Source organism: Escherichia sp. HH26CH (genome assembly GCF_009820205.1).
GTDB classification, from domain to species: Bacteria; Pseudomonadota; Gammaproteobacteria; order Enterobacterales; family Enterobacteriaceae; genus Escherichia; species Escherichia coli_F.
On record NZ_VNXM01000064.1, the window covers coordinates 21,175 to 46,281 of the forward strand.

The following is a 25,107-nucleotide window of genomic DNA, read 5'->3' on the forward strand; positions in this document are numbered from 1 at the left end:
CTCATCTGGAATTAAGGTTAATCTGAGAATTCAAACCATTCTTAATGCTTAGTAATATAAACGCATCTCCCTGAAGGAGACCGATACTTATTCTTCTTCAAGGAGTTTGTCCCGCAGCGTTAATCCGACAGCCGCGCTTTTTTTATTCCATATTTATCGCTGACTTGCATGGCATTACCGCACGGGCATTATCAGTGTCCATGTTTTCTTTTTTGCGAATTAAAAATAAAAAAACCGCCTGATGAAGGCGGTTAAGGATGTATTTCCAGGTTTTGCTTAATATACGATTAATCTCAATGATAGGGTGATGTTTACAACATCGGGATGATGCATTATCGGTCCCAGCCAGAGACATTACAAATCTCTACCTATAATGCACCATTCTGATGGTGTAAAAATAGCACTGGACTGCAATTAGTATCACTCATTACAGAACGGGATGTAAATGAAGAGGCCAAAAACTATCCCCACATATAATGTGCCAGTGCCTAATACAATCTCGCCTTACTACTATGGAGCGGGTAGCGGGAATCGAACCCGCATCATCAGCTTGGAAGGCTAAGGTAATAGCCATTATACGATACCCGCATATGGTGCCGACTACCGGAATCGAACTGGTGACCCACTGATTACAAGTCAGTTGCTCTGCCTGCTGAGCTAAGTCGGCATTGGTTCCTCAAGAGAAATAAAAATGACCCCGCTTTACACCCCCTTCGGAACCGGGAACCAATATTAATAATGCCGGTTCTTTTTTCAATAGAAAACAATGTCAATATTTGTAAATATACGCATGTGTTTTTATTATTTCTGAATATTAAAAAAACAACATACACATTTAACGTACTGCACCACTTTTCGGACACAAAAAACCCCGCTTGGCAGCAGGTTTAAGCTGTGTGGCGTAGTAACCACTCTTAACACGATACAATAGTTTTTGCGTACGCAGTAGTTTTTTTTTAGAATAAGGGCACACAGCGAACAAGGGGAAACCATGAACTTTTCTGACACTAAAAACAGCAACTTAACAAAAAAATGCCAAGTCAGGGCTTTTAATGTAAACCTTGACGGGAAAAATAATTTATTTCAGCAAATATCAATCAATAAACAACTTGTACAGGGCTCCGTAATCACATTATCAACTAACAGACATTTAAAGTTAAAAGAATTCAGGACCAATGGTAATATCCATTACTTACATTTTTCTTTGTACAACCCTAAAGAAGAAGTATCGATTACCCCAAACAAACCCAATGTTAAAGATTTGTTAGATGTTGAAAATTTTGACAATCTCCATGCTTTTTTTATGGTTAAAGGCAATCAGATTGCTTCACTTCTTCAAATATCCACCAACTGGAGTGAGGTCAAAATAGCAAAAATATTCAAATGCTACGGTATAGATATAATACCGTCAGCTGTTTTAAAGAAGAATGTAATTCAAAAAGTAAAAGATGATGGTTTGCGTGCTGTACATGTGAATTTCAATGTACATGAGTCAGATTTTGTTAAAAAACCTAACTTCTTATCATCGTTTGTAAAAAAAGAACCAAAATTAAAACAAACAGGAATAAGTGGTCATTTTACTATTGATGCCAGAGGTAACCCTGCCGTTGCTGCATCAATCGAAAGTAACCCGACTCCCTGGTTATCTGATTTAAACAGTGACTTTTATTTTGAAACTAAAAAAGGAGAGAAAATCACTAGCGATGATATGAAACTTACAAAAACTTACTACACATTACCATATGGATCACAAACAATTTCCAGTAAATATGCTTATGAAATTTTAGAGCATTTTGTCACAAATGTGTTATAATGCAACTAAAGACTGTAGGGGAGCCATATGCTTAAAGATTATAACTGGACAGGTATTTCAGTTACCATAGGAAATTTTGTGGCTTCCTTTCTTTTCTCCAAATATCTTACGAATAGTTTGACAAATAATAATGATGCATTAAATCTTGTTGCAAATGTCTTCTCAATCCTATCTGGTTTTTTATTGTTAGTTATCACAATGTCCGGTGAAAACTCATCAATATCTAAATCGCTTAATGCATTAGAAAAAGAAAACCAAAACACTAGATTTTATATGCGCTTTGTAAAATATTACACTTTATTTTTGATGTATATAATTACACTTGCATTAATATTTGTTTTTTATCTTTTATCCAAGGATAAAACACATTCCGGTATTTATTTTGATTATACCAAAACCACTATTGCACATTTAATTTCGTTCTTAACATGTTTTTCATTCATACAATCAACATTTATACCATTAAAAATTAAAGAATTATTTGAAGAGAAAAGAAATATAAATTCTTAATTAGAAGCCGCATTAGCGGCTTCTGCGAATATCAAAACAAAATCAACATACACCCTTCAACGAATCCTATTGCAGTTTGTAGCTCCTTCCTTATCGTTCCATCAGAGCACTTTCGCTTCTTCGCAATAGTTCGAAGCGATATACCAATAACAAAGTGTGCAATGATCAGCTCATACTCTTCCGGTTTATATTTACGCAACCGAGAGACACAACCGTCTATTATGATGCCCTCATCATCATCGCACTGAATCCGGGACTTTCTGCCATGAGGTAAAAGCCCCTTGAAGCCAGCGGCTACCGGTTGCCAGTCCACACCACTGTTTTCTGCAGCAGCCCATGCCCCCCAGCGGTCCAAAACTTCATACATATCACGCATCAACTTTCTCCACAAAATCAGGCCAGCACGCAAATTGCCAGCGCACGATCGATAAAACGAAATATCAGCTCCAGCTGGGAGCCATACTTCTCTTCAAATGCCACGGTATCCGCATGCAGCTCGTCGTGATGCTTTCTGCACAAAGGCAACACAAAAAGGTCATGCGCTTTTGTTCCCATTCCACCCTGACCGTGACCTATCAGGTGGTGGGGATCATCAGCGGGCTTTCCACAACATGCACACGGCTGTGTCTTAACCCAGCGCGTGTACTTTTCATTAACCCAGCGGCGACGTTTTGGGCGTAACATAAAAGACTCCGGCGACTCCGGATCCACTTTCAGCGCCAGCACCTTTTTCGCTTTATCCTGGATGATGCTGGTGGCAGGAACCGAAGGCACAAGGTCACTTTCCCGGGTGACAGACGGCACAACAGGCTTTGGTAATCTCAGTGCCTTACGGGCTGCACTTTCCGGTAAGGCATCCGCCAGGTCATTACGAATCAGCCACCAGCACAGTTCCGGCATTGTCACAACGTGACTGTCATCAAAACCGAGATCCCGACGCACAACAGACAACACCCAGCGGGCACAGTTATCCGTTGCCATTGATTCCAGCCGTTCCGTGAACTGATCGCGCAGCTGGTTATCGCAGTGCCAGCACAGACGGATTGCGCCCGGAGCGTGTCGCATTGTGGTCATGTTCTCGCTGTGCCAGTCGGAATGAGGCCACTGACAGCCCTTTTCACGAAGTAACCAGCTTTCAAGACATTCCACGCCACCCGCACGACGAATAACTGCCTCATTGCGGAACACGGCCCGAACGGCAGGATCATCCGCCAGCGGTTGTGATGCCGCCGGAACGGCACCACTGGCGAAAGATGAATAACGTTCCGGCTCAGGCTCCAGCAGGACACGCCCCTGCATAAACAGGGGCATCAGCTCTGAACCTGGTCTGAACAATACGATCCCCATACGCGGGGCAATTTCAGGGGTCAGTAGTGCTCTCACGGTCACCTCAATGTACGGTATCGAGCAGCTTTAACAGCTCAGGGAATCGGGATTCGAAGAAATGCGGCTGCGTCTCGCGCGGATTTGCGGGACTGGTGATGTTCTTGCCGAACATGCAGCCTTTCGCTGTCAGTGACCAGAATTTTTTGATGTTGTTAATCGCGGTACGGCTGTATCGTTCGCGCTGCTCGACGATCCCCAGCTTCACCATCTGGTGATATGCCTGATTAGCCGTCAGGCGGATACCATACTGTTTCAGCAGTGCACTCAGCGACAGCGTGGGGCGACTTGAGCCATCAGGCGCGTCAGCAGGAGCATCAATGGCATAGCGCGGTGCCAGATTCGGTAAGCCAACAGCCTCCTGAAGTTTCTGACAGGCACCAAGCACTGATGAGTTAGACAGATTTAACTCCCGGCGCATAAAGTCCAGCAGGATCACGCCAGCCTGCATCTTGTCAGCAGCCTGCCCGGATAATTTTTCCGGTGCGCTGGTTACCATATCGAAAGTACGGATCACCTTCAGATGGAATGACGGGCTGATCCACATTGCATAGGCATACACCAGTTCTTTGCAGACATACGTCCCCTGGTTATTTCCGCCATTAATGACGCTAACTGGTTGATTTTGTTCCAGAGGCGGAATTCCACCCTCGGTGAAAAGTTGTTCAATCAATTCACAGGTTTGCTTATTGGAGAGCCAGTATTTCGGGCGGTTTTTTTGTTCTCCCCCGGCTGCCCTGTGCAGATCGTTCAGGCTGTAACGCCCATAAGCATCACGACGAACTTCAATACCATCAATAACCATCAGATTATTCATACTTCGTTTCTCCTCTTAATCAGGCGGCTGCACCCGCCGGTTTCTCATACTTACTGATAGTGATCTCGACCTTCCCTTTCGGGATAACCGGTCCCCACTCCACCAGCATTCTTTTCACCTGTCTGTCGTCTTCCCACACACCCGCGTGGGTCAGGGCGTCAAACAGCGCCTTGTTATAGTTGTCCAGATCGCGGATCCGGTTATCCGGAGGAAACAACACGATCTCCACTGAAGCAGGTGCCGACGTTGGTTTTGGCAGACGACGTAACTGCTCAACTATTGCTGCGCACGCCGCGCTCTGAAATTTTCGCCCCGCCGCGCTTATCAGGCTCTTACCAGCAAATGCCCCTTTGTTGGGGTGTCGCCAGTAGGTGTTCACGCTGGGCGGGAAAGGCAGGATCAGCTTCATACTTTCAGGCCTCTCTCATGTAACCAGTGAGTTGCACGCAGCCTTGCGTTTTCCTCACCGGCAAGCAGTGAGCGGATAATCCCGACCGCCTCGCTGTCGTCGTCCTTCACCGCGGTATGAAGCGTGATCCCCCGGGCCACACCACGCTTTATCGTGATGACGCCTTTTTTCTCCAGTGCGCGAAGATGCTCCACCGCTGCATTCACCGAACGGTATCCCAGCATGGTTGCCACCTCCTGATTGGTTGGCGGGAAGCCACGCTCTTTCTGATAAGAAATCAGCATATCCAGCACCTGCTGCTGGCATTGAGTTAACGTCGTCATGCCGCCATCTCCCTGACCAGCTTTTCCGCCTGCAGGCGAACCTGCGCCAGAAACGCCTCACCACATGCCTCAAGTTCATCGCGCCCGATGTAGCTGATTGCCGGTCCCTTCCAGGTCTTGTCGAAAACAGCAATAGCACCAGCGAAGAAAGCGCCTGTCGGCACCTGCTTCTCATCCTTCGGGATAAACCAGGCAGGCAGTTCAAAACCAATACGCCCGCGAATAAAAGCAATATGATCTGCATCTTCCGGCCACCACACTTCGCTGGTGGCAGCTTTGATCAGGAAAACATAGCGCCCGCCCTTATCACGCATGGCACTGGCATGCTTCATGATGTAACGCATGCCGGTGATGTATTGCCCCTCATGCTGACTGGCGCGGCTGTATGGGGGATTTCCAAAGGCAGCACCTTTAAGCTCCGCAAGGCGTTCTGACCAGTCATGCGCCAGCGCGTTGTCTTCCGCCGTGTAATACGCAGCACATTTGGCGTTATCACCGTCAGTGAACAGATCCAGAACAAACGGACCAAACAGGGTGTTAATTCCCCAGAAAATGTTGTCCGGCGTGCGCCACTGATCGCCCACTTCCTTCAGTTCATGGGCTGGTTTGTTCCGCAGTTCCACCAGCTCCTGGCAATATTTATTACTCATTAAGCCCCCACGTAATTCCCTGACAGATACCACTCATCACCCGATACAGCGCGCTTGCTGCTTTTCCGTAAACACTGCTCACGACGCGCCAGAAAATTGTTTCGTTCTGGCTGGGAGTGGCTTTCACGGAATGCCGCCATCCACACCGTTGCAGCACGACGGTATAAGCCCCTGGACTCCAGTTCTTCAGCCTGGCGGGTCAGGCATAAAATCTCCCGCGGGTCGTTAGTGCCGACATAGAAATTGCGCACAGGTCTGGTTTCACGAACTGGTTGCCGTTCCGCCTCCGGCGATATCTTTGTCTGGCGCGGGAAATGTCTGCGTGTATCCCCTTCACAACGGTGAGCCACACGCCCACTCTGACGTAACTTGCTTGCTGACTGCAGAACGCGCTGCCGTGAGTAACCTGCAAAAGCATCCGCAATGTCTCCGGAAGTACACCCCGGATGGGCTTCAATGAATTTCTGAACTTCATTCAAAAGACTCATGATCACCCCCTGAATCCTGCCGGGATCTGGCTGTAGTCCACGTTGTCGTAACTGGCTTTGAAGTACGGGTCCTCACGTCTGGCTGCAGATACCGCAGGAACTTCCCAGGATTCTTCGAAATGACGATCCGGACCAAAGAACGTGACAGCCTGTTTCACAAATTGTGTGCCGCTATTGCCCATCGCAGATACCCAGCCCGCGTAGCGTTTCACACCTTCCAGCATGGTTTCGGGGTTTACCCCCTCGTTCAAACGGGCTTTCCAGGCTTTGAAGGATGCTGATTTTGAATTGCCACCAGCACGTTTGGGATATGCCAGCCATGCCTGCTCAAACTCCGGAGAGTATTCCGGTCGGTTTGAACGAACTCGCACAGACTCATCAGCAGATGCACCAACAGCTATTGGTTCATTGACTGATTCTTTGACTGGTTCAAAAGAGTGACTGGTTCTGGGTGAATCTCCTGCACTACCCCCTGGTGCAACTCCTGCACTACCTGGTGAATTTGCTGCACCAGATAGTGAATTATTTGCACTACCCCCTAGTGAATCTCCTGCACCATCAAGATGAAGGAGATAGATATTACTTGAGTTACCTTTTTCACCTTTCCGGGTGACTTTTTTTACCAGCCCGGACTCACAAAGGGCCGCAATATGATTCATCACAGAACGTTTGCTAATCTCGCACTGGTCAGCAATATGCTGGTAGCTGGGCCAGCACTCCCCCTGATCGCTGGCATTATCAGCCAGCTTGATCAGAACCAGTTTTCGCAATGGATTACCCACTCGAATTTTCATCGCTTTAACCATCAGCTCCATACTCATGCTGCACCTCCGAGATGCTTCATGTTTTTTCCGGAGCAAAAGGCTATAAGCGGCATACTGATGCGGTAATTACGGCCCAGCGGTTCACAAATCACCTTCTGACATTCACGGTCAACCAGGCTAACACGTAGAACATGCCCTGCAGGTGTGGTGTACCACTGCCCAACTATAGGAATTGATGTTTTTTTACGCTGAAGCAAACGGCAAATATTGAGGATCAACGGATTAAGCATGACGATGCCCTCCGCTGATATTCAGGAGACAGTGAATATGAAAATTAGCCTTATCCGCCAGACGAATACGTTCAGCCTGCAAGTTAAGAAGGGTTTCTACCAGAACTTGATGCGCCTGCGGATCCGAAAGAGTTACCTTGCGCAGAGCACGTAGTGCAGTTGTTACATAACTGAGTTTATGTAAGTCTTCATCATTCAGACGAGAGAGGGCTGGGACAGTAGCCATGATGGCAGCCTCCGTATGCAATGGATAACTTCCACCACCGGAAACGCCAATTTCGCTGGTGGTGAACTGAGCAGGGTTGGCGTAACCGGCGCATACGGAAACCGGCGCACCTTTCGGTGCCCCCACCCAGCCCACCATAATTTGGGTATAGCTGAGTTGTAGCAACAAAAAAGACGCTAACGCGCCAATTGTCGCCGTATGCAATTCCAGGACGCCAATCCCGACACCCGCTTTATAAGGTGCCTGAACAGTGTAACGTCCCGGAATGGCAGAATCAATGTGCTGGTGGTCCTTCACACTCAACAAAATCACGCCTGAATTTCCACAAAGGACTAAAGCACTCATGCGGGTAGTCTTTGCGAAGATAGATAACGCGCTGTGTTTCTGGCTCCCAACGAATAACATGGACATAAAGCCCTCTTCCGTCACGAAACCAGCGGTTAAGTTCCTGCACAACTCGCCCCCCACAGTCAGGTAAAGTTCTCTGTGGTTACTTACAGCCAGGTGATTTGGTAATCTGCATTCATGCCGTAACAACAGGTGTTCAGCGACGCTGACCACCAGCTGTTGCGACAAACGGTTATTTGCCGTTAAACTGTTCATGCGTTAGTTTCTCCACAGACACAAAACGCCACGACGCCCGGAGCTGCACACTCGCGGGCGTCACTCTTTTCTGGAGCGCAGAAAATTTTGTAGACCAGTGCCGCATGCTCCTGGAGCTTCGAAATCGACAGATACAACTCATCATTAATTGCTGTCTGCTCGTGTGGCTCCACTACCCCATCTTCGATTGCCGAACGAATCTGCTTTGAGTAACTCCCGATCTGTTCGATGACTTCCAGCAGGCGCTGGTTTATATCGGCGTTCTCTACTTCCTCAATTTCAGGAAGCGATACAAACACCCCACCAGCAGACTGTGCGACAGCATCCGCAATGTAGTGAGTGCCAGCCGCGCGCTGTAAAATCATTGCCCATCCCAGCGGGAAAATCTGATCGCCATCTGCACGAAGGCGGTTGAATAAAGCGTTCTCTGTTACATCCAGCCACTCAGCAGCTTCAGCGTAACCCCCCGGCAACGCCGCGATAGTTTTTCTGACAGCTTTCACGTACCACTCAGGCTGTTTTTCTACTTTCCAGTGATGCTTACCCACGGTTAGCCTCATCGTTCTGTGGTTAAAAATTGAAGGTGTTCTGTTAATCTTTCGGATAGATATCCGGTCTTAAGTCAGATTTCGTAATTGCACCTGACGTGCATTGCTCAAGTTTTTTAGCCAGCATAAAACTGGCTTTTTTATAACCATTGAAAACCATCCGTAAGTAGCCTGGTGTTGAGCCAACTTTTCCGGCCAACTCGCCCTGCTGTTCTTTGGTTAAAGAGTCCCAATACGCTTTCATACAACATGTACCTCCAGTATACATATTACATGATTAAAATGAACCTTCAAGATACTTGTACCTTATCGGTACAAAGGTTTTAATTTCGTTATGAAAACAATCCATGACATCCGGCGGTCTAACGCCAGAAAACTGAGAGATGGTGTTGGCGGAAATTCATCCTTTGCCACCATGATTGATCGCGAGCCTACCCAGACCAGCAGGTTTATGGGGGATGGCGCTACTAAAAATATCGGTGACAGCATGGCACGGCACATCGAAAAATGTTTCGACCTGCCTGTCGGATGGCTTGATCAAGAACACCAGACAACGAACATCACAAAAAAACCTGATGTTTCAATCACTAATAAACAAATAACGTTAGTCCCTGTCATATCATGGGTACAGGCCGGAGCATGGAAAGAAGTTGGCTATTCTGAGGTTGATTTGAGCACAACAGAAACGTATCCCTGCCCTGTACCCTGTGGCGAAATGACTTATATATTGAGGGTGATTGGTGATTCAATGATTGATGAGTACCGTCCGGGAGACATGATTTTTGTCGATCCAGAAGTACCAGCCTGCCACGGCGATGACGTTATAGCATTGATGCACGATACAGGTGAAACCACCTTCAAAAGGTTGATAGAAGACGGGACACAGCGTTATCTCAAAGCATTAAACCCCAACTGGCCTGAGCCTTACATTAAGATAAACGGTAATTGCTCTATCATTGGTACAGTTATTTTCTCAGGAAAACCAAGAAGATACAAAATTAAAGCCTGATCAATGTCTATGAACCTGCTTCGGCAGGTTTTTTTATACTTGACAATGTACCTTAGAGATACATAATGTACCTACATAAGATATCGAACAGGCAGGACGCCCACGAAGTAGCCGTCCGGGGCATACGAAGACCGGAATGATTCGTAAATGAAAAAGCGCCCAAGTGGACGCTTCACTTTTGAACTGGATTTATAATCAATTATTTTCTTCATAAATGTTTTGTAATGTATTTATGAGATTTGGTATTTCTTTTATGGGAAAAGAATATATTGGACTTTCGATAATTTTATCAGATTCAAATGGTGGTTGTTTGCAGGACAGTTGAACTATAACTGAATTATGATCTTTAACTGGTACACAGTACCAACCACATACATCAAAAACAGGAGTATTTTGATTATCCATAATGTCCTCGACAACTAAAAACACTGCGTACAAAACTCAAAAGCAGGGGGTTATTTATAACACTTCATAAAGAATAATTACTGATAGCGACAATTCATTGTTCTTTAATTTTAAAAAATAGCAAGACAAAACAATGTAAACTTATTTAAGAAAATCTCTTATTATGTAAACAAAACAACCAATTCGCTATATAGAAAAAACAAATAGTAAGTAAGGAAATATTCAACAGGAGTATTACATTCAACCATAAGAGTAATCGTCTCTTTGGTAACTAATACCGAACACTTTATTGTAACACGGCGTATGGCACATGCGTCGTTAGCGGTCTGGAGACGTTAAAGGGGACAATCCACTCCTTGCTCGGGCAAACAAACCAAGTAGCCGGAATGTGCAAGTCAATGATAATGCTGATAAGACGCCTAACCAGCGTGGCGGTTCGGTTTGACGCCTGGGAAGATACCAGGGTGCAACGATGAGGGCATTTATGGAATCGCGACAAAGTGTGGTGCCGTAACTGGCTAAGTGCTCTCAGCATTGTGGTAATCCGCGAAATGGCGCGGCGGTAAGTATGGCGGGGTTACTCTTTCCCCGTTGAGGACACCGGGTTGTCAGGTTGACCATACGCCTGAGTGACAACCCCGCCACAACTGCCACTGCGTTGGCGGTATCAGTTTGTACACTTGCTTCCGGCTGGTACCGTCCTTTTTACAAAACAGAGAAGAGCATCACCGGACGACGGGCTCATAACCCAATCCATCCGGGCGGCTGCCACCGCAGGTGTTCTTCTCTGTTTTGTGGAGAAACCAACCGACCTTGCAGGGTCGATATGATGAGGAGCAGCAAAATGGCTAGCGAACGCAGTACTGATGTGCAGGCATTTATCGGTGAGCTGGACGGCGGCGTATTTGAAACCAAAATCGGCGCAGTTCTCAGTGAAGTCGCTTCCGGTGTGATGAACACGAAAACCAAAGGTAAGGTCTCGCTCAACCTGGAAATTGAACCATTTGATGAGAACCGTGTGAAAATCAAACACAAACTCTCATATGTTCGCCCGACTAACCGCGGGAAAATTTCCGAAGAAGACACCACCGAAACGCCGATGTATGTCAATCGCGGTGGTCGCCTGACTATTCTGCAGGAAGACCAGGGACAATTACTGACTCTTGCCGGTGAACCTGACGGAAAACTCCGCACAGCAGGTCGTTAATATCGTTCTTAATAAACTGATTATTTATCTCATCACTGAATATCTTTATATAGTGAGGACTTATTATGTCTCAGAACTTAGACGCAACCGCAATTAATCAAATCCATGCTCTTATTTCTGCTCAGGGTGTTAATGAAATTATCCGTAAGATTAGTGCCGATGCTGTGGTATTGCCTGAGAATTTCCGCATTCATGATCTGGAAAAATTTAATTTAAATCGCTTCCGTTTCCGTGGTGCGCTTTCCACTGCCAGCATCGATGACTTTACCCGTTATTCCAAAGATCTTGCAGATGAAGGCACCCGCTGCTTTATCGATGCCGATAATATGCGTGCCGTCAGTGTGCTTAACCTGGGTACTATTGATGAACCAGGTCACGCAGATAACACCGCCACACTCAAACTGAAAAAGACAGCACCGTTCTCTGCTCTGTTGTCTGTTAACGGCGAGCGTAACTCCCAGAAGTCACTGGCAGAATGGATTGAAGACTGGGCCGACTATCTTATGGGCTTTGATGCTAATGGTGACGCTATTCAGGCAACAAAAGCGGCTGCAGCGATCCGTAAAATCACGATTGAAGCAAACCAGACCGCTGATTTTGAAGATAATGACTTCAGCGGCAAACGCTCCCTGATGGAGTCTGTCGAAGCGAAGACCAAAGACATTATGCCAGTGGCATTTGAATTTAAATGCGTTCCGTTTGAAGGCCTGAAAGAACGTCCGTTTAAATTACGCCTCAGCATTATCACTGGCGATCGTCCGGTACTGGTTCTGCGCATTATTCAGCTGGAAGCGGTGCAGGAAGAAATGACTAACGAATTTCGTGATCTGCTTGTTGATAAATTCAAAGACAGCAAAGTAGAAACCTTTATTGGTACTTTCACCGCCTGATTTCATTACTACAAATGCCCCTGCAGGGGCATTTATGGAAACATAATTTACTCAATAATCGCCAGATGGTGAGGGCTTCCTTTTACCAGAATTCAGCGTGGTGCAACGCATATACGTGGAGAACAAAATGTCATTTATTAAAACTTTTTCCGGGAAGCATTTTTATTATGACAGGATAAATAAAGACGACATCGTTATTAACGATATCGCGGTTTCCCTTTCAAATATCTGTCGCTTTGCAGGACATCTTTCACACTTCTACAGCGTCGCCCAACATGCGGTGCTTTGCAGCCAATTGGTACCGCAGGAATTTGCTTTTGAAGCGTTAATACATGATGCAACAGAAGCGTATTGTCAGGACATCCCCGCGCCACTGAAACGCCTTCTTCCTGACTATAAACGGATGGAAGAAAAAATAGACGCCGTAATCCGTGAGAAATACGGGTTACCCCCGGTTATGAGCACGCCTGTGAAATATGCCGATCTCATCATGCTGGCAACCGAACGCCGCGATCTCGGGCTAGATGATGGCTCTTTCTGGCCAGTATTGGAAGGTATCCAAGCAACAGAGATGTTCAAAGTTATTCCTCTGGCTCCTGGCCATGCCTACGGGCTGTTTATGGAACGCTTTAACGAGTTATCGGAGTTACGCACATGCGCATGAGTCTTTCAACTGAACAACCGCTGGAGGGGCAGTAATGAACAACTTAATGACAACAAAACAAGTCGCCGAATTCTGTGGCGTTTCAATATCGACGGTGCTTCGCTGGAACAGCGTAAATAGGAGGACAGGCCAGAAATACAGGCCAGATTTTCCAGATCCTGATATTAAATCCTGCCCAAATAAATGGGCATCACGCAAGATATACAGATTTGCTGGAGTTATTGAGTAATGGGGGTTAGCCAAGAGGTGAGATAGTATCCATCGATGGCACAGAACCAAACGTAATCTGACTATATGCTCTGTGCCAGAAACAGATGTTGCTAGAGACAATATATCATGTATTGTATGATCATCCTGCAAAATATAAATTCTGCTGATACCCCTTACCTCTGAATATTAATCCACAATGGATGCGACAAAACAGATTTTGAGTTGGTATCAGGCGAAATATTAATAATTATAATACCCCATGCACAATGCCATCTGAGTCATCATATCCTGGTCTCTATCAATATTTATCTTGTCATCAGAAAAATCCAGCACAAAGAAATGATGAAATTTCGGCGGAACAACTTTAGAGTAAAAGCAGAAATACTCATTATTCCTTTTATATTGAAAATTAACGTATATTTTTTTAATTTTTTTATTTTCCACCAAGTCCATAAACATTTTATTTAAATCTGACCTTTTACTTTCCTTGTCATCATCTTGAAGCTTAGGATCAAAGTAACGTATTAAGCAGTTTTCAATAATTCGCCCCTCATTATCAACATCAATTTCATCAAGTAGAGAATTTGAAATATTAAAGACCACATTGCATTTATTATTTAGAGATATAATTCTTGGATTAAATATACTAAAACAAACAAAAAAATCATTATCGTCATTTGAAACGCTATACAGCATCTTTGATAAGCCACGGTGAATAAAATCAACAGGGCGCCGATGCGGATGACGTGTATATCCTACGTAATGCACTTCTGTATGAATGCCTAAATCAATATAATGTCCGTTTACGAAGTCATGAACTGACATCACACATAAATTGCCATTTTCATATTCAATGTAGAGAAATTTCTCAGTTACTCTAACATTTGGAGTTATCTTCACTACCCCATTCTGCGTAAACGTGCAAAAAGGATATTTTATCCGAAGCTTTCGCTCCTCTTTGCCAATTAACAGAGTGAAAACTATATTTTTTGTGAATGGGTTATACCTAGGCTGTTTCTTGGTTGAAAACCTCACTTTTTTTCTTGAACCTAAGAAATAAATAAATCTCTTTTCACAGTTTTCCCTCGTATATTTTTCCATGATTCTGAGATAGTTCTTTATTATCTTATTTGTTTTTATATCATCAGGAGGATTAATTATCATATCATACCAAATACAATCGGTGTTAATGAGATCAATCCACAATGACTTATCGGCTTCTGAGAAAACCACGTTAGAGTTTATAAAATCAAAGTTTCCGCGAGTCATAAAACACTTCATCACATTAAAAATCACCTGCACATAATAAATTAAGTAGCAGAAGGTTCGCAAACCCTTGCTTCTGTTTGTGCTATGATATTTTCATAATTCATTGATTGGCATCCCTACATCCTTAGTCCCACAGTAGCCCAATAAACCATCAAACTCCTGCCGACACCCCAAAAGGCTGAAAGATAAATACTGAAGCTACAGGTTAACGTAGTCTGGCTAAACACCCAGTACACAAGGTATCCGCAGCGGACTGGCAGATATGATTACGCTCTGGCTATGCAAACTGCCCGTTGGAGATTAAGTCAGTACAAGTAACGATCGATTCAACCCTCTCCCACCATGCCCAGTAAGCCTTACGCTGTTCTTCTAGATAATCGCTCTTATCATAAACTTGCCATACACCAGGCAGTTTATGACCGAGCATTATTTCAGCAATATGAGGAGCAGTAAGATCAGAAAAGTTTGTTCGTGCTGTTCGTCTCAAATCATGAAGAGACCAATGAGGAAATTGATACCCCAGACGTCGCCATGCGAACTGCATTAAATTGTAAGGCAGCGACTGCAATGATGTCCGACCAACTGGCTCCCTGCTTCCTTCCTTAGTAAAAAGCATATCGGAACCGTTGTTCATAGAGATAACGTATTTTATAAGCTCTTCAACCGGTTCAATAATGGGCCGCTTTAGCGGTTCGCCTGTTATGTCACCAGTCTTATGTCGTTCTGGTGGTACAGTCCATACCTTATTTATAAAATCAAAATCATCCACCCTAGCAGTAATTAGCTCTGAACTACGGCAACCAAAATGCAGCAATAGTTTAATGAAGGCCCGGTATTTAGGAACCATTCGAGAACCATCGATCGCAGCATAAAGGATGTTAATTTCATCATGTGTCAGAAACCGTTTTTTCTGACCTTTACGGATATCCATATCTTTACCCGTGATATCCGACAGTGGGCGAGTTTCAATGAGCTTTCTCTTATACGCCCAGACATGAGCCTGCTTTGCGTTAATTAGCAATCGGTCTGCTATTGCTGGAGTCTTGGTGCTAAGAGGCTCCAGGACTTCTAACCAATCATGCAATGTAGCTGCATCGTGAGGGATATTGCCGATTTTAGAGAACAGGTGCAGCTCAAACGAGCGGAGTATCTGTTCAGAACCTTTTTTATTTTTTACACAATATGCTTCATACCAGGCACGGATCACAGACTCTACCGTCATGACTTCAGTAGCTTTTCGTTTTTCAGCCTGCTTGACTAATCGTGGATTGCGGTTTGACTCGAGTTCACCACGGAGACGGATAACTTCTTCTCTGGCCTCTTTTAATCCAGTTGCCGGATAAGTTCCGATATCAAGGCGCTCACCTTTCCCTGCCCATTGATAACGATATTGGAACACTACGCGACCTTTCGGTGATACTCTGACAGACAGACCATCACGATCGGATTTAACCAAAACCTTATCACGTTCCTTTCCAACGACTGAACGCAACCACGCATCAGACAGCGCCATTACTCACCTTGTACAAATCGCAAAACACCTCTGCTGCTTTGTACATTATGTACAAGCATATGTACAGATTTTTGATGAAAGCAACCTGATCGATTTAAAGTTACATGAAAGAATTTTCAATTAAAGAAGTTACATAACCAAATGTATTTAAATGAGTTATATAGCTAGACCTCAATTAACTGAAAGGATTTTGAAAGAGTAAAAGAGCTTTAATTTGGGATTAATTATTGGGGTGAGAAATAATGGCAAAAGTGCGGCGCTTCGCCACCTCTTGCAAATAAGGAGACAACGTCATAATTCTTTCTTCTTGAGTAAGCGGCATCGCGCCGCGCTTGTTGAAAACGAAAAATTGCGGCTATTTTACCCATCAACGGGGGGGAGGCAATCAGTGTTTACACAGGAGCTGCTCCAGTTCGTGCAACGAAGAAACGGTCCAGGTAGGCGCGATGCCTTCTGGTTGCTCGCGATTGTGCGCATTCAGCCAGCAGGTCGCAAGCCCGGCGTTGATGCCACCGAGAATATCGGACTCGGCAGTGTCGCCAACCATCAGCACGCGTGAACGGTCAGGATTGCCCGCCTGTTCCAGCGCATAATCGAAAATTTTCTTATTCGGTTTGGCTACGCCAACTTCTTCGGAAATCACCAACAAATCGAAATAATCACGCAGGCCCGTGCGTTCCAGACGCACTTGCTGCAAGGCGCTAAAGCCGTTGGTGATGATGCCGATTTTGGCGTTGCCACGAATGGCGTTAAGCAAGGAAACCGCGCCCGGCAGCGGCGTGCAGATTTCTGCCATCGCATTAATGAAGGCCTCGTTGAGTTTACCTGGCTCGACGTTCAGCCGTTCGGCCCAGCTCTCAAAACGCCCGTGCTGAAGCTGTAATGAAGTGATCGCACCGTTTTGATAATCTACCCACAGGGGCTTGTTAACGGCCTGATAGTCCTGAAAATCTTCAGCGGTAAAAGTGACGCTGTAATCAAGAAACATCCGCTGCAGGCCGGTGAACGAGTCAAAGGTAAACAGCGTTTCATCGGCATCAAAGAAAATCCAGTCCCACTTCATTATTCCACCTTGTCTTACATACTGATTGGCAACGCCATGATGATGGCGTCTTCGCGACCGTCCTTGGTGGGGTAGTAATTGCGGCGAATCGTCGCCTCGTTAAAGCCTAAACTTTCGTACAGGGCAATGGCGGCAGCGTTTGAGGCACGGACTTCCAGCCATAGTGTCGCCACGCCGCGTTTTTCCAGTTCGTCGATCAGATGTTCCAGCAGCGCCCTTCCCAGCCCCTGACGCTGATAGTCGGGATCGACCGCAATATTGAACAATGTAGCTTCATCCAGCACCACTTGCGTAATCGCAAACGCCGCCATTTTGCCGTTTTGCGTTAACTGAAAGTTGAGATAACGCTCGCCCTGATTACTGGCAAAGGTTTTTTCACTCCACGGAAAGGCGTGGGCGCGTTGTTCAATGTGGAAAGCCGTTGGTAAATCAGTCGTTTCGAGGGAAGAAATCGTGTTCATATGTGCAAATTTGTTGCCATAACGCGGCGCGTGCCGTTGGGTTTGCCCGTAATTCGGTGAGCGCCGGTGATGCCACCTGAGCGCCTTCCAGTGATAGCGGTTCATCAGTACCCAACCGCCAGCTGTTGCAGCGACTGCCTTGCGGCAGCATCGCGATCTTTTCTGGCGTCAGTTGCAGCACCTGGTCGGGGCTGACGGTTAATGCACGCAGAACATCGCTCACTAAAGGATCGGTCAGGGCGGGAAGATCGTTTGCCACCATCACCAGACGGACGTGTGCCGGGATCGCAATGGCAATCTCCCCCTGCAACGCGCCAGGGCGACGCAGCGACCACTGGGTAATGCCCAGCTGCTGTAACTGCCAGTCTCGTCGGGATGTCATAGCGAATCGCTCCTGTTGTCAGGGGCGCAAATATAGCAAATTCGTCGATACCGCGCCAACATATGGCTATAATCGCCGCCAGTATCAATTGAGGAGCATTCCATGTCTGCATTTACCCCGGCAAGTGAAGTCTTGCTGCGTCACAGTGATGATTTCGAACAAAGCCGTATTCTTTTTGCCGGAGACTTACAGGATGACCTGCCCGCGCGTTTAGATACCGCGGCCAGCCGTGCTCATACCCAGCAATTCCACCACTGGCAGGTGTTAAGCCGCCAGATGGGGGATAACGCCCGTTTTAGTCTGGTCGCCACGGCGGATGACGTCGCAGATTGCGATACGCTGATTTACTACTGGCCGAAGAACAAACCGGAAGCCCAGTTTCAGTTGATGAATTTACTTTCTCTGCTGCCGGTGGGGACGGATATTTTTGTTGTTGGCGAGAACCGCAGCGGCGTGCGCAGCGCCGAGCAGATGCTTGCAGATTATGCGCCGTTGAATAAGGTGGACAGCGCCCGTCGCTGTGGCCTCTATTTTGGTCGTCTGGAAAAACAGCCGGTATTTGATGCCGATAAATTCTGGGGCGAATATAACGTCGATGGCCTGACGGTCAAAACGTTGCCGGGCGTGTTTAGCCGCGACGGTCTGGATGTCGGTAGCCAGTTGCTGCTCTCGACGTTAACTCCGCACACGAAAGGTAAAGTGCTGGATGTCGGCTGTGGTGCTGGTGTGCTTTCAGTTGCCTTTGCGCGCCATTCGCCGAAAATTCGTCTCACGTTGTGCGATGTCTCTGCGCCAGCGGTAGAAGCCAGCCGTGCGACGCTTGCCGCCAACGGCGTTGAAGGTGAAGTCTTTGCCAGCAACGTCTTTTCCGAGGTGAAAGGTCGTTTTGATATGATCATCTCCAACCCGCCGTTCCACGATGGGATGCAAACCAGCCTCGATGCGGCGCAAACGCTGATTCGCGGCGCGGTGCGTCATCTTAATAGTGGCGGCGAGCTGCGAATTGTAGCGAACGCCTTCCTGCCTTACCCGGACGTGCTGGATGAGACATTTGGCTTCCATGAAGTTATCGCGCAAACCGGGCGATTCAAGGTGTATCGCGCCATTATGACCCGCCAGGCGAAGAAAGGTTGAGTATCCCCATATGAGCCCGATGAGTTTGCACATCGGGCATATGACTGTTTTTTTTACTCTAAGAATGCGGCGGTTAGCACCTTTTTTCGGTTTAATCGGTGCCTCACACACTTAATAAGCATCCTTTCAACAATCAAGCATGTGTACTATCTCTTTGCGCGAATTCAAGGATAATCATAATATGGAAAATAACTCATCAATGTCTGGTATAGCTTGTAATGCTTGCGGGTATCTTGTTTTCGCCAGCAAGGAAGATGCTTTTTTTGAGATCTGTCCCGTATGCCACTGGCAGAATGACGGTAAGACAGGCGATCAGTACAGTAGTTGTAACCACGCCACACCGAATGAATATAAAAAAACGGAAATTTTTCAAAAACAAATAGCGCAAATTGTAATTAAAAGCAAAAAATAAAATGAAAAAAGATTACGCATACGCTATTGAATTGCCTTACTGGCAGGCACCAAATGATTATGTTCATATTGAAAGTATTGGTGATTCATTAATAATCAGTTTTCCTCTCTGGAGAGCTTCAACAAAATACTCCAGATTTAAGGGTGTTGTTGAATTTACAGAAGTATGGGCTACGCGTTATGAACGCAATAAAGATCGCAGATACTATACTCCTTGTGGTGAGAATGACTTTGCTTCATGTTACTGGGTAGTCCCGGTGTCATCATGGCTGGAAAAACTCGAGAACGAAAGAACAGAGCATTTTACTGACTGGAAATTATATGACTCAGGAACATACACGCATTACATTGTCCAAAGTCATGACTTCTACATTGAAATCATTGCTAAAAAAATCACTATCTCACGGAAGTTAAAAAAATGATGCTACATTGCCAGAGCAAAACTCCCGGATTATCATACTGCGTTTATTGATAATTTTGACATCCTTTGTGATGAATACTACACAAGGGATATTGAAATTGATTCTGAAAAATATTGCGAACGAGAATTCACGCAACAGTACCCGCATACCGTGTCGGATGCGGCGTGAACGCCTTATCCAACATACAAAACCTGCACGTTAGCCCTTCGTAGGCCAGATAAGACGCGCCAGCGTCGCATTTGGCATCTGTGCCTACATGTCGTGTCAGGTAAGGCCTGAACGCTTTATCCGACCGACAACCGAATTATCCACAATCCGCCGATGGCCATTTTTCCAGCAATTACACATCTGGCGATAATTAACTATTGACGAAAAGCTGAAAACCACTAGAATGCGCCTCCGTGGTAGCAATTCTTTTTAAGAATTGATGGTATGCGAAGGTGGCGGAATTGGTAGACGCGCTAGCTTCAGGTGTTAGTGTCCTTACGGACGTGGGGGTTCAAGTCCCCCCCCTCGCACCAAAATCCACGTTGATATTGCTCGCACTGGGCGAAGGTGGCGGAATTGGTAGACGCGCTAGCTTCAGGTGTTAGTGTTCTTACGGACGTGGGGGTTCAAGTCCCCCCCCTCGCACCAAACGAGGCGATATCAAAAAAGTAAGATGACTGTGCGAAGGTGGCGGAATTGGTAGACGCGCTAGCTTCAGGTGTTAGTGTCCTTACGGACGTGGGGGTTCAAGTCCCCCCCCTCGCACCAATTATCTTTACTTCCTTTCTTGTTTCTTCCTTGTTTTTTCATCCCTGATTCCAGTTCATTATCATCAGCATGACACCAGCAATAAGCGCCAGGCACGATGGTAGCAAAATGTAATGCCGTAACTGTTTGTGATACAACATCACTGGCGTCAACACCAATCCCATCAGAATAACAATCCGCCACTGATCCGGCGATAAATCCGCATACATCAGCCCTGCAATCAGCAATCCCGGCAGCAACACTCCCCAACCACTGCCCAGCATACGTTGCAACATGGTTTCATCTCTTTCATTGATAATGATAACTAATATCATATGATAGTTTTTATCATTTGCAAGTCAGAGAAATCCCTTGCTATCGGGTAAGCCTATCGCTAGGATTAGCAATCATTATCATTTAGATTACTATCCCGATTATGGCCTATCGTTCCGCACCGCTCTATGAAGATGTTATCTGGCGAACGCATCTCCAGCCGCAGGATCCTGGACTTGCAGAAGCAGTACGGTCGACGATCGCAGAAAATCGTGAACATTTGCTGGAGTTTATCCGCCTGGATGAACCCGCCCCATTTAGTGCCCTGACGCTGGCGCAATGGTCATCACCGAATGCGTTAAGTTCTCTGTTAGCTGTTTATTCCGATCATATCTACCGCAATCAACCAACGATGATCCGCGAGAATAAGCCGCTGATCTCCCTGTGGGCGCAATGGTACATCGGCCTGATGGTGCCGCCATTAATGCTGGCCCTGTTAACGCAGGAAAAAGCATTAGATGTGTCGCCGGAACATTTCCACGTTGAGTTTCACGAAACCGGACGCGCCGCCTGTTTCTGGGTCGATGTGTATGAAGATAAAAACGCAACACCACATTCACCGCAGCAGCGAATGGAAACGTTAATTAGCAAGGCGCTTGTTCCGGTTGTGCAAGCATTAGAAGCGAATGGAGAAATTAACGGTAAACTTATCTGGAGTAATACCGGTTATTTGATCAACTGGTACCTCACTGAGATGAAGCAGCTGCTCGGCGAGGCGACGGTTGAATCGCTGCGCCATGCCCTCTTTTTTGAGAAAACGCTCACTACCGGTGAAGATAATCCACTCTGGCGTACCGTGGTGCTGCGCGACGGCCTGCTGGTGCGCCGCACTTGCTGCCAGCGTTATCGCTTGCCGGATGTGCAGCAATGTGGTGACTGTACGCTGAAATAGAAAAATTTGCCGGGGAAGTAAACCCGGCATTAAGCGTATTAATAGGGGTGCAACACGTTACTTGCTTCGCAATGACGCATACATAACAGAATGTCTGCGGCCTCCAACAACCCTGCATCAGAACTGACGCCCAGTTTCGACATTACATTAAATTTATGCGCGCGGATCGTTTTGATATTGCGTTTAAGCTGCTCGGCAATTTGTGTCATTGAGTAGCCACGCGACATAAAGCGCAATATTTCTCTCTCCGTCGGGCTTAGCGTCCGGCTTTGGTTAATATACCACTGATTGTTCAATCGGTCGGTCGCCTGACGCACACCATTTAATGACAAAAAGAGTTCTTGATGAAAAATCTCCAGCGTCGACGCTTTACTTAATACACCGTCCAGCGGTGATGGCGACAATGAACCAATCAGCCGAGCTTCAATATCATCATCCGCAATAACTAAACGGCGGGTACGCGGAAACTTAATCGCCAGTTCAGTCAGGCAAGATAATCCCTCTCTGCGTTTACTTCTCATGGCAGAAAAAGAAAAAATGACCGCCGCAAACGAGATCCGCGACATGGCATCCTGAAATGACTCCTGACTGGTATAGATATGGAGCTTATAAGGGTTACCTGCAAACTTTCTGAATAAACTCTCAATACCGATACTGCTCATGACGCATTTTTCTATGAGTGCGACATTTCTCTTCTTAATTCGGCTGTGTTCCATTCTGCGGCATCTCCATAAACAGAAGGCAAGTTAAGTTCTCTTGCACCCTGCGCGCTATTTATCCATGCATACATTTCAGCGTTGCTGTGAATTGCCAGTCGACGCATCGCACTGTTTTTTTGGGCGCTGATAGTTTTATTACTTTTCTTAAGCAATGAAGCTATCTGGTTGATGCCCCATCCTTTACCTAATAGCCGCAGCACTTTGCGCTCTGAAAGAGTGAGAATGACGGAGCGATAGCTAAAATCATGAGTTTCAGTCATTGCCGGAGAGGTCAGCATGGCGCTGATACGCTCTGCGTGCGTATTGCCAGAACGCACGGTCTTAACCAGATTCTCAATGGGTTCAACATCAGACAATAATGTCGCCGTAGGGCACATGAGAAGTTCTACCGCCTGGGAATACCAGGAGCGTGACACCATGAAAACCCAGTGAATTTCCCGATATTGTGAGATTAAAGAATAATAATGTTCACAAACAGAACGTGGATCTTCACTTTCACCGGCTAAATCAGCAATGACTAATCCGGAACGACGTAATTGTAATAAGGTAAGGTCCTCCGCAGAGGCGCTGGATATTATTTCATATTCAGGGAAGTGAGTCCTCATGACCTCTTTTAACCCTGCTTGCATAACAGGTATTTTACTGATAACAATTCCATTTTTGCAGCATCCTGGCAACATATTTCCTCCACATCCACTGTCTAAAAATCATGATGGTCTATTCAGGATATTCATTCCTTAAATGTTTCCAGCAAATTAATAGATTAAGCGAATAAATTATCCTTAGCATTCACTTTCATATCAGCATACTCCTGCTGCACAACAACTCCACTGCATGTGTCAGAAGGTTAGCATCAAATGATAACCTGGTGAAATAGCCTGGAGACATTTAAAATATCTACATTAAGTTGTTAGAAATACTTAATGAAAAACAGAATTCTCATTCATTTAATTTATAATTAAAAAATATTTCTTCTCGCAAAATAAAAAATCACACAATCAATATTTATTCAATAAAATCTGATGGTTTTATCTTTTTTAAAGCCTAAAAAATCACTCAGTTATCGATAATCCCGATTCGTAAAAACCAGACTATACATTCATTATGTCGATAATATTCACGTTATAATTTGTTTACAGCTTGAGATTATTCGTTTTTTACCCTCCGAGCCTCTCCCGATAACCAGGATTAATCAGCGCAATTTTGATCTTAACCTGCCGCAAAACAACCGCGCTTCATGATACAAATGGATTCTCATTATCTGAACAATACGCAGCACGTCTATGACAAAGGGCGAGTTATGCAAACTGAGCAACAGCGAGCCGTAACACGGCTTTGTATCCAGTGTGGATTATTTCTTTTGCAACATGGTGCGGAAAGCGCGTTGGTCGATGAACTTTCCTCACGACTGGGTCGGGCGTTGGGAATGGACAGCGTCGAAAGTTCTATCTCTTCGAACGCCATCGTGCTGACAACCATTAAAGATGGGCAATGCCTGACATCGACACGTAAAAATCACGATCGCGGCATTAATATGCATGTGGTGACTGAAGTCCAGCACATTGTGATTCTGGCGGAGCATCATCTGCTGGATTACAAAGGCGTAGAGAAAAGATTTAGCCAAATTCAGCCATTACGTTACCCGCGATGGCTGGTAGCCTTGATGGTCGGCCTTTCTTGCGCCTGTTTCTGTAAACTCAATAACGGTGGCTGGGACGGTGCCGTCATCACCTTCTTTGCCAGTACGGTCGCAATGTATATCCGCCAGCTGCTGGCACAACGTCATCTTCATCCACAGATCAACTTTTGCCTCACCGCTTTCGCCGCCACCACCATTTCCGGTTTGCTTTTGCAACTTCCCACTTTCAGTAATACCCCCACCATTGCGATGGCCGCCAGCGTTCTCTTGCTGGTGCCGGGCTTTCCGTTGATTAATGCCGTCGCCGATATGTTTAAAGGCCACATCAATACCGGACTGGCACGCTGGGCGATCGCCAGTCTGCTGACACTGGCTACCTGCGTCGGCGTGGTGATGGCACTGACGATTTGGGGGCTACGCGGATGGGTGTGATCGAATTTCTGTTAGCGTTGGCGCAGGATATGATCCTCGCCGCCATTCCAGCGGTCGGCTTTGCGATGGTGTTCAACGTTCCCGTTCGGGCGTTACGCTGGTGTGCGCTGCTTGGTGCGATAGGTCATGGTTCCCGAATGATCTTAATGACCAGCGGGCTGAATATTGAATGGTCAACCTTTATGGCCTCTATGCTGGTCGGCACCATTGGTATTCAATGGTCGCGCTGGTATCTGGCACATCCGAAAGTGTTTACCGTGGCGGCTGTTATCCCCATGTTTCCGGGCATCTCTGCTTATACTGCAATGATTTCGGCGGTAAAAATCAGCCAGCTAGGTTACAGCGAACCGTTGATGATTACCCTGTTAACCAACTTTCTTACAGCTTCATCGATTGTTGGTGCATTATCCATCGGCCTTTCCATTCCTGGATTATGGTTGTACCGCAAACGCCCTCGCGTATAAAATTGCCTCACTTAAAGCACGCGGATGAG

General features: G+C 46.0%; 34 protein-coding genes, 5 tRNA genes and 1 pseudogene. 15 read left to right on the top strand and 25 right to left on the bottom strand.

Annotated features, from left to right (window positions below; translation table 11 throughout):
- Positions 1 to 513: 513 nt before the first annotated feature.
- Together FQ015_RS19650 and FQ015_RS19655 are read right to left on the bottom strand one after the other, a co-directional pair.
- Positions 514 to 588, bottom strand: a tRNA-Gly gene (locus FQ015_RS19650).
- 3 nt (positions 589 to 591) lie between these two features.
- Positions 592 to 667: transfer RNA gene (locus FQ015_RS19655), tRNA-Thr, on the bottom strand.
- Positions 668 to 991: 324 nt separating this feature from the next.
- Here FQ015_RS19655 and FQ015_RS19660 point away from each other — a divergent pair.
- On the top strand, positions 992 to 1,813 hold the full coding sequence (locus FQ015_RS19660) for a hypothetical protein (protein WP_160524398.1): 822 nt from the start codon (positions 992 to 994) through the stop codon (positions 1,811 to 1,813).
- Positions 1,814 to 1,840: 27 nt separating this feature from the next.
- Positions 1,841 to 2,323 carry a hypothetical protein gene (locus FQ015_RS19665; RefSeq protein ID WP_072157926.1) on the top strand — a complete coding sequence of 161 codons (483 nt, stop codon included), beginning with the start codon at positions 1,841 to 1,843 and terminating at the stop codon, positions 2,321 to 2,323.
- 31 nt (positions 2,324 to 2,354) lie between these two features.
- Here FQ015_RS19665 and FQ015_RS19670 read toward each other — a convergent pair whose 3' ends face one another.
- The 13 genes from FQ015_RS19670 to FQ015_RS19725 form a co-directional block, all read right to left on the bottom strand.
- On the bottom strand, positions 2,355 to 2,699 hold the full coding sequence (locus FQ015_RS19670; RefSeq protein WP_053287502.1) for an antiterminator Q family protein: 345 nt from the start codon (positions 2,697 to 2,699) through the stop codon (positions 2,355 to 2,357).
- A 17-nt stretch (positions 2,700 to 2,716) separates the two neighbouring features.
- A complete protein-coding gene (locus tag FQ015_RS19675; RefSeq protein ID WP_064759270.1) occupies positions 2,717 to 3,706 on the bottom strand; it encodes a DUF968 domain-containing protein in 990 nt (329 codons plus the stop codon).
- A gap of 7 nt (positions 3,707 to 3,713) precedes the next feature.
- On the bottom strand, positions 3,714 to 4,523 hold the full coding sequence (locus tag FQ015_RS19680; RefSeq protein ID WP_001061380.1) for a KilA-N domain-containing protein: 810 nt from the start codon (positions 4,521 to 4,523) through the stop codon (positions 3,714 to 3,716).
- A gap of 19 nt (positions 4,524 to 4,542) precedes the next feature.
- A complete protein-coding gene (locus FQ015_RS19685; protein WP_000767103.1) occupies positions 4,543 to 4,932 on the bottom strand; it encodes a RusA family crossover junction endodeoxyribonuclease in 390 nt (129 codons plus the stop codon).
- Entirely contained in the window at positions 4,929 to 5,255 is a 327-nt protein-coding gene (locus FQ015_RS19690) for a LexA family transcriptional regulator (RefSeq protein WP_000210170.1), read from the bottom strand. Before FQ015_RS19690 ends, FQ015_RS19685 begins: the two co-directional genes overlap by 4 nt.
- Positions 5,252 to 5,905: a phage N-6-adenine-methyltransferase gene (locus FQ015_RS19695; protein ID WP_001442792.1), complete on the bottom strand. Its 654-nt coding sequence runs from the start codon at positions 5,903 to 5,905 to the stop codon at positions 5,252 to 5,254. Before FQ015_RS19695 ends, FQ015_RS19690 begins: the two co-directional genes overlap by 4 nt.
- Positions 5,905 to 6,399, bottom strand: coding sequence for a PerC family transcriptional regulator (locus tag FQ015_RS19700; RefSeq protein WP_015674830.1), 495 nt, complete (start codon positions 6,397 to 6,399; stop codon positions 5,905 to 5,907). Before FQ015_RS19700 ends, FQ015_RS19695 begins: the two co-directional genes overlap by 1 nt.
- Positions 6,396 to 7,214 carry a helix-turn-helix domain-containing protein gene (locus tag FQ015_RS19705; protein ID WP_053287499.1) on the bottom strand — a complete coding sequence of 273 codons (819 nt, stop codon included), beginning with the start codon at positions 7,212 to 7,214 and terminating at the stop codon, positions 6,396 to 6,398. The genes FQ015_RS19700 and FQ015_RS19705 overlap by 4 nt, the downstream gene beginning before the upstream one ends.
- Positions 7,211 to 7,447 (bottom strand): hypothetical protein, encoded by a 237-nt coding sequence (locus FQ015_RS19710; protein WP_202385143.1) that lies wholly within the window; start codon positions 7,445 to 7,447, stop codon positions 7,211 to 7,213. The genes FQ015_RS19705 and FQ015_RS19710 overlap by 4 nt, the downstream gene beginning before the upstream one ends.
- Positions 7,440 to 7,985 carry an ash family protein gene (locus tag FQ015_RS24355; RefSeq protein ID WP_306433142.1) on the bottom strand — a complete coding sequence of 182 codons (546 nt, stop codon included), beginning with the start codon at positions 7,983 to 7,985 and terminating at the stop codon, positions 7,440 to 7,442. The genes FQ015_RS19710 and FQ015_RS24355 overlap by 8 nt, the downstream gene beginning before the upstream one ends.
- On the bottom strand, positions 7,948 to 8,127 hold the full coding sequence (locus FQ015_RS24360; protein WP_001341559.1) for a DUF4222 domain-containing protein: 180 nt from the start codon (positions 8,125 to 8,127) through the stop codon (positions 7,948 to 7,950). The genes FQ015_RS24355 and FQ015_RS24360 overlap by 38 nt, the downstream gene beginning before the upstream one ends.
- Before the next feature lie 145 nt (positions 8,128 to 8,272).
- Positions 8,273 to 8,824, bottom strand: a complete 552-nt coding sequence (gene ymfL / locus FQ015_RS19720) for a protein YmfL (RefSeq protein WP_000515860.1) — start codon at positions 8,822 to 8,824, stop codon at positions 8,273 to 8,275.
- A 43-nt stretch (positions 8,825 to 8,867) separates the two neighbouring features.
- Complete coding sequence (locus tag FQ015_RS19725; protein WP_053287497.1) at positions 8,868 to 9,068, bottom strand: YdaS family helix-turn-helix protein; 201 nt, start codon at positions 9,066 to 9,068, stop codon at positions 8,868 to 8,870.
- Between the two features lie 90 nt (positions 9,069 to 9,158).
- Between FQ015_RS19725 and FQ015_RS19730 the strand changes: the two genes are divergently transcribed.
- The gene (locus tag FQ015_RS19730; RefSeq protein ID WP_053287496.1) at positions 9,159 to 9,833 is read left to right on the top strand and encodes a LexA family protein; all 675 of its coding nucleotides are present in this window, start codon (positions 9,159 to 9,161) and stop codon (positions 9,831 to 9,833) included.
- A gap of 195 nt (positions 9,834 to 10,028) precedes the next feature.
- Here the strand turns inward: FQ015_RS19730 and FQ015_RS19735 are convergent, their stop codons facing one another.
- Entirely contained in the window at positions 10,029 to 10,238 is a 210-nt protein-coding gene (locus FQ015_RS19735; protein ID WP_021559686.1) for a hypothetical protein, read from the bottom strand.
- An 844-nt stretch (positions 10,239 to 11,082) separates the two neighbouring features.
- On the opposite strand from FQ015_RS19735, the gene yfdP reads away from it, so the two are divergent.
- The 3 genes from yfdP to yfdR all read left to right on the top strand — a co-directional run bounded on the left by yfdP (position 11,083) and on the right by yfdR (position 12,999).
- The gene (yfdP, locus tag FQ015_RS19740) at positions 11,083 to 11,445 is read left to right on the top strand and encodes a protein YfdP (RefSeq protein WP_096271808.1); all 363 of its coding nucleotides are present in this window, start codon (positions 11,083 to 11,085) and stop codon (positions 11,443 to 11,445) included.
- Positions 11,446 to 11,510: 65 nt separating this feature from the next.
- A complete protein-coding gene (locus FQ015_RS19745) occupies positions 11,511 to 12,335 on the top strand; it encodes a YfdQ family protein (protein ID WP_103756930.1) in 825 nt (274 codons plus the stop codon).
- Between the two features lie 127 nt (positions 12,336 to 12,462).
- On the top strand, positions 12,463 to 12,999 hold the full coding sequence (yfdR, locus tag FQ015_RS19750) for a 5'-deoxynucleotidase (protein WP_053287495.1): 537 nt from the start codon (positions 12,463 to 12,465) through the stop codon (positions 12,997 to 12,999).
- Between the two features lie 450 nt (positions 13,000 to 13,449).
- Here the strand turns inward: yfdR and FQ015_RS19755 are convergent, their stop codons facing one another.
- The 6 genes and pseudogenes from FQ015_RS19755 to holD all read right to left on the bottom strand — a co-directional run bounded on the left by FQ015_RS19755 (position 13,450) and on the right by holD (position 17,897).
- Positions 13,450 to 14,478: a hypothetical protein gene (locus FQ015_RS19755; protein ID WP_160524399.1), complete on the bottom strand. Its 1,029-nt coding sequence runs from the start codon at positions 14,476 to 14,478 to the stop codon at positions 13,450 to 13,452.
- 277 nt (positions 14,479 to 14,755) lie between these two features.
- Positions 14,756 to 15,991: a tyrosine-type recombinase/integrase gene (locus tag FQ015_RS19760; protein ID WP_160524400.1), complete on the bottom strand. Its 1,236-nt coding sequence runs from the start codon at positions 15,989 to 15,991 to the stop codon at positions 14,756 to 14,758.
- Positions 15,992 to 16,217: 226 nt separating this feature from the next.
- Positions 16,218 to 16,286: pseudogene (locus FQ015_RS24755) on the bottom strand (hypothetical protein); the annotation flags it as partial.
- Between the two features lie 90 nt (positions 16,287 to 16,376).
- Positions 16,377 to 17,054, bottom strand: coding sequence for a pyrimidine 5'-nucleotidase (yjjG, locus tag FQ015_RS19765; RefSeq protein WP_000870712.1), 678 nt, complete (start codon positions 17,052 to 17,054; stop codon positions 16,377 to 16,379).
- A gap of 14 nt (positions 17,055 to 17,068) precedes the next feature.
- Positions 17,069 to 17,515 (bottom strand): ribosomal protein S18-alanine N-acetyltransferase, encoded by a 447-nt coding sequence (gene rimI, locus FQ015_RS19770; protein WP_001092471.1) that lies wholly within the window; start codon positions 17,513 to 17,515, stop codon positions 17,069 to 17,071.
- Entirely contained in the window at positions 17,484 to 17,897 is a 414-nt protein-coding gene (gene holD, locus FQ015_RS19775; protein ID WP_000204018.1) for a DNA polymerase III subunit psi, read from the bottom strand. Before holD ends, rimI begins: the two co-directional genes overlap by 32 nt.
- Before the next feature lie 102 nt (positions 17,898 to 17,999).
- Here holD and rsmC point away from each other — a divergent pair, with 102 nt between their 5' ends.
- The 6 genes from rsmC (at position 18,000) to FQ015_RS19805 (ending at position 20,620) form a co-directional block, all read left to right on the top strand.
- Complete coding sequence (gene rsmC / locus FQ015_RS19780; protein ID WP_001272311.1) at positions 18,000 to 19,031, top strand: 16S rRNA (guanine(1207)-N(2))-methyltransferase RsmC; 1,032 nt, start codon at positions 18,000 to 18,002, stop codon at positions 19,029 to 19,031.
- Between the two features lie 181 nt (positions 19,032 to 19,212).
- Positions 19,213 to 19,443 (top strand): CPCC family cysteine-rich protein, encoded by a 231-nt coding sequence (locus FQ015_RS19785; RefSeq protein ID WP_000430081.1) that lies wholly within the window; start codon positions 19,213 to 19,215, stop codon positions 19,441 to 19,443.
- 1 nt (position 19,444) lies between these two features.
- Positions 19,445 to 19,864, top strand: a complete 420-nt coding sequence (locus FQ015_RS19790; protein WP_000711193.1) for a hypothetical protein — start codon at positions 19,445 to 19,447, stop codon at positions 19,862 to 19,864.
- A gap of 434 nt (positions 19,865 to 20,298) precedes the next feature.
- Positions 20,299 to 20,385 (top strand) — tRNA-Leu (locus FQ015_RS19795).
- 28 nt (positions 20,386 to 20,413) lie between these two features.
- Positions 20,414 to 20,500, top strand: a tRNA-Leu gene (locus tag FQ015_RS19800).
- 33 nt (positions 20,501 to 20,533) lie between these two features.
- A tRNA-Leu gene (locus FQ015_RS19805) sits at positions 20,534 to 20,620 on the top strand.
- A gap of 38 nt (positions 20,621 to 20,658) precedes the next feature.
- Here the strand turns inward: FQ015_RS19805 and FQ015_RS19810 are convergent.
- Positions 20,659 to 20,895, bottom strand: coding sequence for a DUF1435 domain-containing protein (locus FQ015_RS19810; protein ID WP_123057334.1), 237 nt, complete (start codon positions 20,893 to 20,895; stop codon positions 20,659 to 20,661).
- A gap of 140 nt (positions 20,896 to 21,035) precedes the next feature.
- Between FQ015_RS19810 and fhuF the strand changes: the two genes are divergently transcribed.
- The gene (gene fhuF / locus FQ015_RS19815) at positions 21,036 to 21,824 is read left to right on the top strand and encodes a siderophore-iron reductase FhuF (RefSeq protein ID WP_160524401.1); all 789 of its coding nucleotides are present in this window, start codon (positions 21,036 to 21,038) and stop codon (positions 21,822 to 21,824) included.
- Between the two features lie 38 nt (positions 21,825 to 21,862).
- On the opposite strand, the gene bglJ is transcribed toward fhuF, so the two are convergent.
- Positions 21,863 to 22,540, bottom strand: coding sequence for a DNA-binding transcriptional activator BglJ (gene bglJ / locus FQ015_RS19820; protein WP_001353481.1), 678 nt, complete (start codon positions 22,538 to 22,540; stop codon positions 21,863 to 21,865).
- Complete coding sequence (locus tag FQ015_RS19825; protein ID WP_000936635.1) at positions 22,498 to 23,223, bottom strand: helix-turn-helix domain-containing protein; 726 nt, start codon at positions 23,221 to 23,223, stop codon at positions 22,498 to 22,500. The genes bglJ and FQ015_RS19825 overlap by 43 nt, the downstream gene beginning before the upstream one ends.
- Positions 23,224 to 23,843: 620 nt before the next feature.
- Between FQ015_RS19825 and FQ015_RS19830 the strand changes: the two genes are divergently transcribed.
- Entirely contained in the window at positions 23,844 to 24,614 is a 771-nt protein-coding gene (locus tag FQ015_RS19830; RefSeq protein WP_039020425.1) for a threonine/serine ThrE exporter family protein, read from the top strand.
- Positions 24,605 to 25,078: a threonine/serine exporter gene (locus FQ015_RS19835; protein WP_000538188.1), complete on the top strand. Its 474-nt coding sequence runs from the start codon at positions 24,605 to 24,607 to the stop codon at positions 25,076 to 25,078. Before FQ015_RS19830 ends, FQ015_RS19835 begins: the two co-directional genes overlap by 10 nt.
- Positions 25,079 to 25,107 lie beyond the last annotated feature (29 nt).

What these genes read in the sequence shown, in the direction of transcription:
- FQ015_RS19670 (WP_053287502.1), bottom strand. Translation starts at nt 2,699, where the DNA reads ATGCGTGATATGTATGAAGTTTTGGACCGCTGGGGGGCATGGGCTGCT.
- FQ015_RS19695 (WP_001442792.1), bottom strand. Translation starts at nt 5,905, where the DNA reads ATGAGTAATAAATATTGCCAGGAGCTGGTGGAACTGCGGAACAAACCA.
- FQ015_RS19810 (WP_123057334.1), bottom strand. Translation starts at nt 20,895, where the DNA reads ATGTTGCAACGTATGCTGGGCAGTGGTTGGGGAGTGTTGCTGCCGGGA.
- bglJ (WP_001353481.1), bottom strand. Translation starts at nt 22,540, where the DNA reads ATGGAACACAGCCGAATTAAGAAGAGAAATGTCGCACTCATAGAAAAA.
- FQ015_RS19785 (WP_000430081.1), top strand. Translation starts at nt 19,213, where the DNA reads ATGGAAAATAACTCATCAATGTCTGGTATAGCTTGTAATGCTTGCGGG.
- yfdR (WP_053287495.1), top strand. Translation starts at nt 12,463, where the DNA reads ATGTCATTTATTAAAACTTTTTCCGGGAAGCATTTTTATTATGACAGG.
- FQ015_RS19680 (WP_001061380.1), bottom strand. Translation starts at nt 4,523, where the DNA reads ATGAATAATCTGATGGTTATTGATGGTATTGAAGTTCGTCGTGATGCT.
- FQ015_RS19725 (WP_053287497.1), bottom strand. Translation starts at nt 9,068, where the DNA reads ATGAAAGCGTATTGGGACTCTTTAACCAAAGAACAGCAGGGCGAGTTG.
- FQ015_RS19825 (WP_000936635.1), bottom strand. Translation starts at nt 23,223, where the DNA reads ATGTTGCCAGGATGCTGCAAAAATGGAATTGTTATCAGTAAAATACCT.
- yfdP (WP_096271808.1), top strand. Translation starts at nt 11,083, where the DNA reads ATGGCTAGCGAACGCAGTACTGATGTGCAGGCATTTATCGGTGAGCTG.
- FQ015_RS19760 (WP_160524400.1), bottom strand. Translation starts at nt 15,991, where the DNA reads ATGGCGCTGTCTGATGCGTGGTTGCGTTCAGTCGTTGGAAAGGAACGT.
- FQ015_RS19665 (WP_072157926.1), top strand. Translation starts at nt 1,841, where the DNA reads ATGCTTAAAGATTATAACTGGACAGGTATTTCAGTTACCATAGGAAAT.
- FQ015_RS19735 (WP_021559686.1), bottom strand. Translation starts at nt 10,238, where the DNA reads ATGGATAATCAAAATACTCCTGTTTTTGATGTATGTGGTTGGTACTGT.
- FQ015_RS19660 (WP_160524398.1), top strand. Translation starts at nt 992, where the DNA reads ATGAACTTTTCTGACACTAAAAACAGCAACTTAACAAAAAAATGCCAA.
- FQ015_RS19745 (WP_103756930.1), top strand. Translation starts at nt 11,511, where the DNA reads ATGTCTCAGAACTTAGACGCAACCGCAATTAATCAAATCCATGCTCTT.
- FQ015_RS19835 (WP_000538188.1), top strand. Translation starts at nt 24,605, where the DNA reads ATGGGTGTGATCGAATTTCTGTTAGCGTTGGCGCAGGATATGATCCTC.
- FQ015_RS19705 (WP_053287499.1), bottom strand. Translation starts at nt 7,214, where the DNA reads ATGAGTATGGAGCTGATGGTTAAAGCGATGAAAATTCGAGTGGGTAAT.
- holD (WP_000204018.1), bottom strand. Translation starts at nt 17,897, where the DNA reads ATGACATCCCGACGAGACTGGCAGTTACAGCAGCTGGGCATTACCCAG.
- FQ015_RS19690 (WP_000210170.1), bottom strand. Translation starts at nt 5,255, where the DNA reads ATGACGACGTTAACTCAATGCCAGCAGCAGGTGCTGGATATGCTGATT.
- rsmC (WP_001272311.1), top strand. Translation starts at nt 18,000, where the DNA reads ATGTCTGCATTTACCCCGGCAAGTGAAGTCTTGCTGCGTCACAGTGAT.
- rimI (WP_001092471.1), bottom strand. Translation starts at nt 17,515, where the DNA reads ATGAACACGATTTCTTCCCTCGAAACGACTGATTTACCAACGGCTTTC.
- FQ015_RS19755 (WP_160524399.1), bottom strand. Translation starts at nt 14,478, where the DNA reads ATGACTCGCGGAAACTTTGATTTTATAAACTCTAACGTGGTTTTCTCA.
- FQ015_RS19730 (WP_053287496.1), top strand. Translation starts at nt 9,159, where the DNA reads ATGAAAACAATCCATGACATCCGGCGGTCTAACGCCAGAAAACTGAGA.
- FQ015_RS19790 (WP_000711193.1), top strand. Translation starts at nt 19,445, where the DNA reads ATGAAAAAAGATTACGCATACGCTATTGAATTGCCTTACTGGCAGGCA.
- FQ015_RS19685 (WP_000767103.1), bottom strand. Translation starts at nt 4,932, where the DNA reads ATGAAGCTGATCCTGCCTTTCCCGCCCAGCGTGAACACCTACTGGCGA.
- FQ015_RS19710 (WP_202385143.1), bottom strand. Translation starts at nt 7,447, where the DNA reads ATGCTTAATCCGTTGATCCTCAATATTTGCCGTTTGCTTCAGCGTAAA.
- FQ015_RS19830 (WP_039020425.1), top strand. Translation starts at nt 23,844, where the DNA reads ATGCAAACTGAGCAACAGCGAGCCGTAACACGGCTTTGTATCCAGTGT.
- yjjG (WP_000870712.1), bottom strand. Translation starts at nt 17,054, where the DNA reads ATGAAGTGGGACTGGATTTTCTTTGATGCCGATGAAACGCTGTTTACC.
- fhuF (WP_160524401.1), top strand. Translation starts at nt 21,036, where the DNA reads ATGGCCTATCGTTCCGCACCGCTCTATGAAGATGTTATCTGGCGAACG.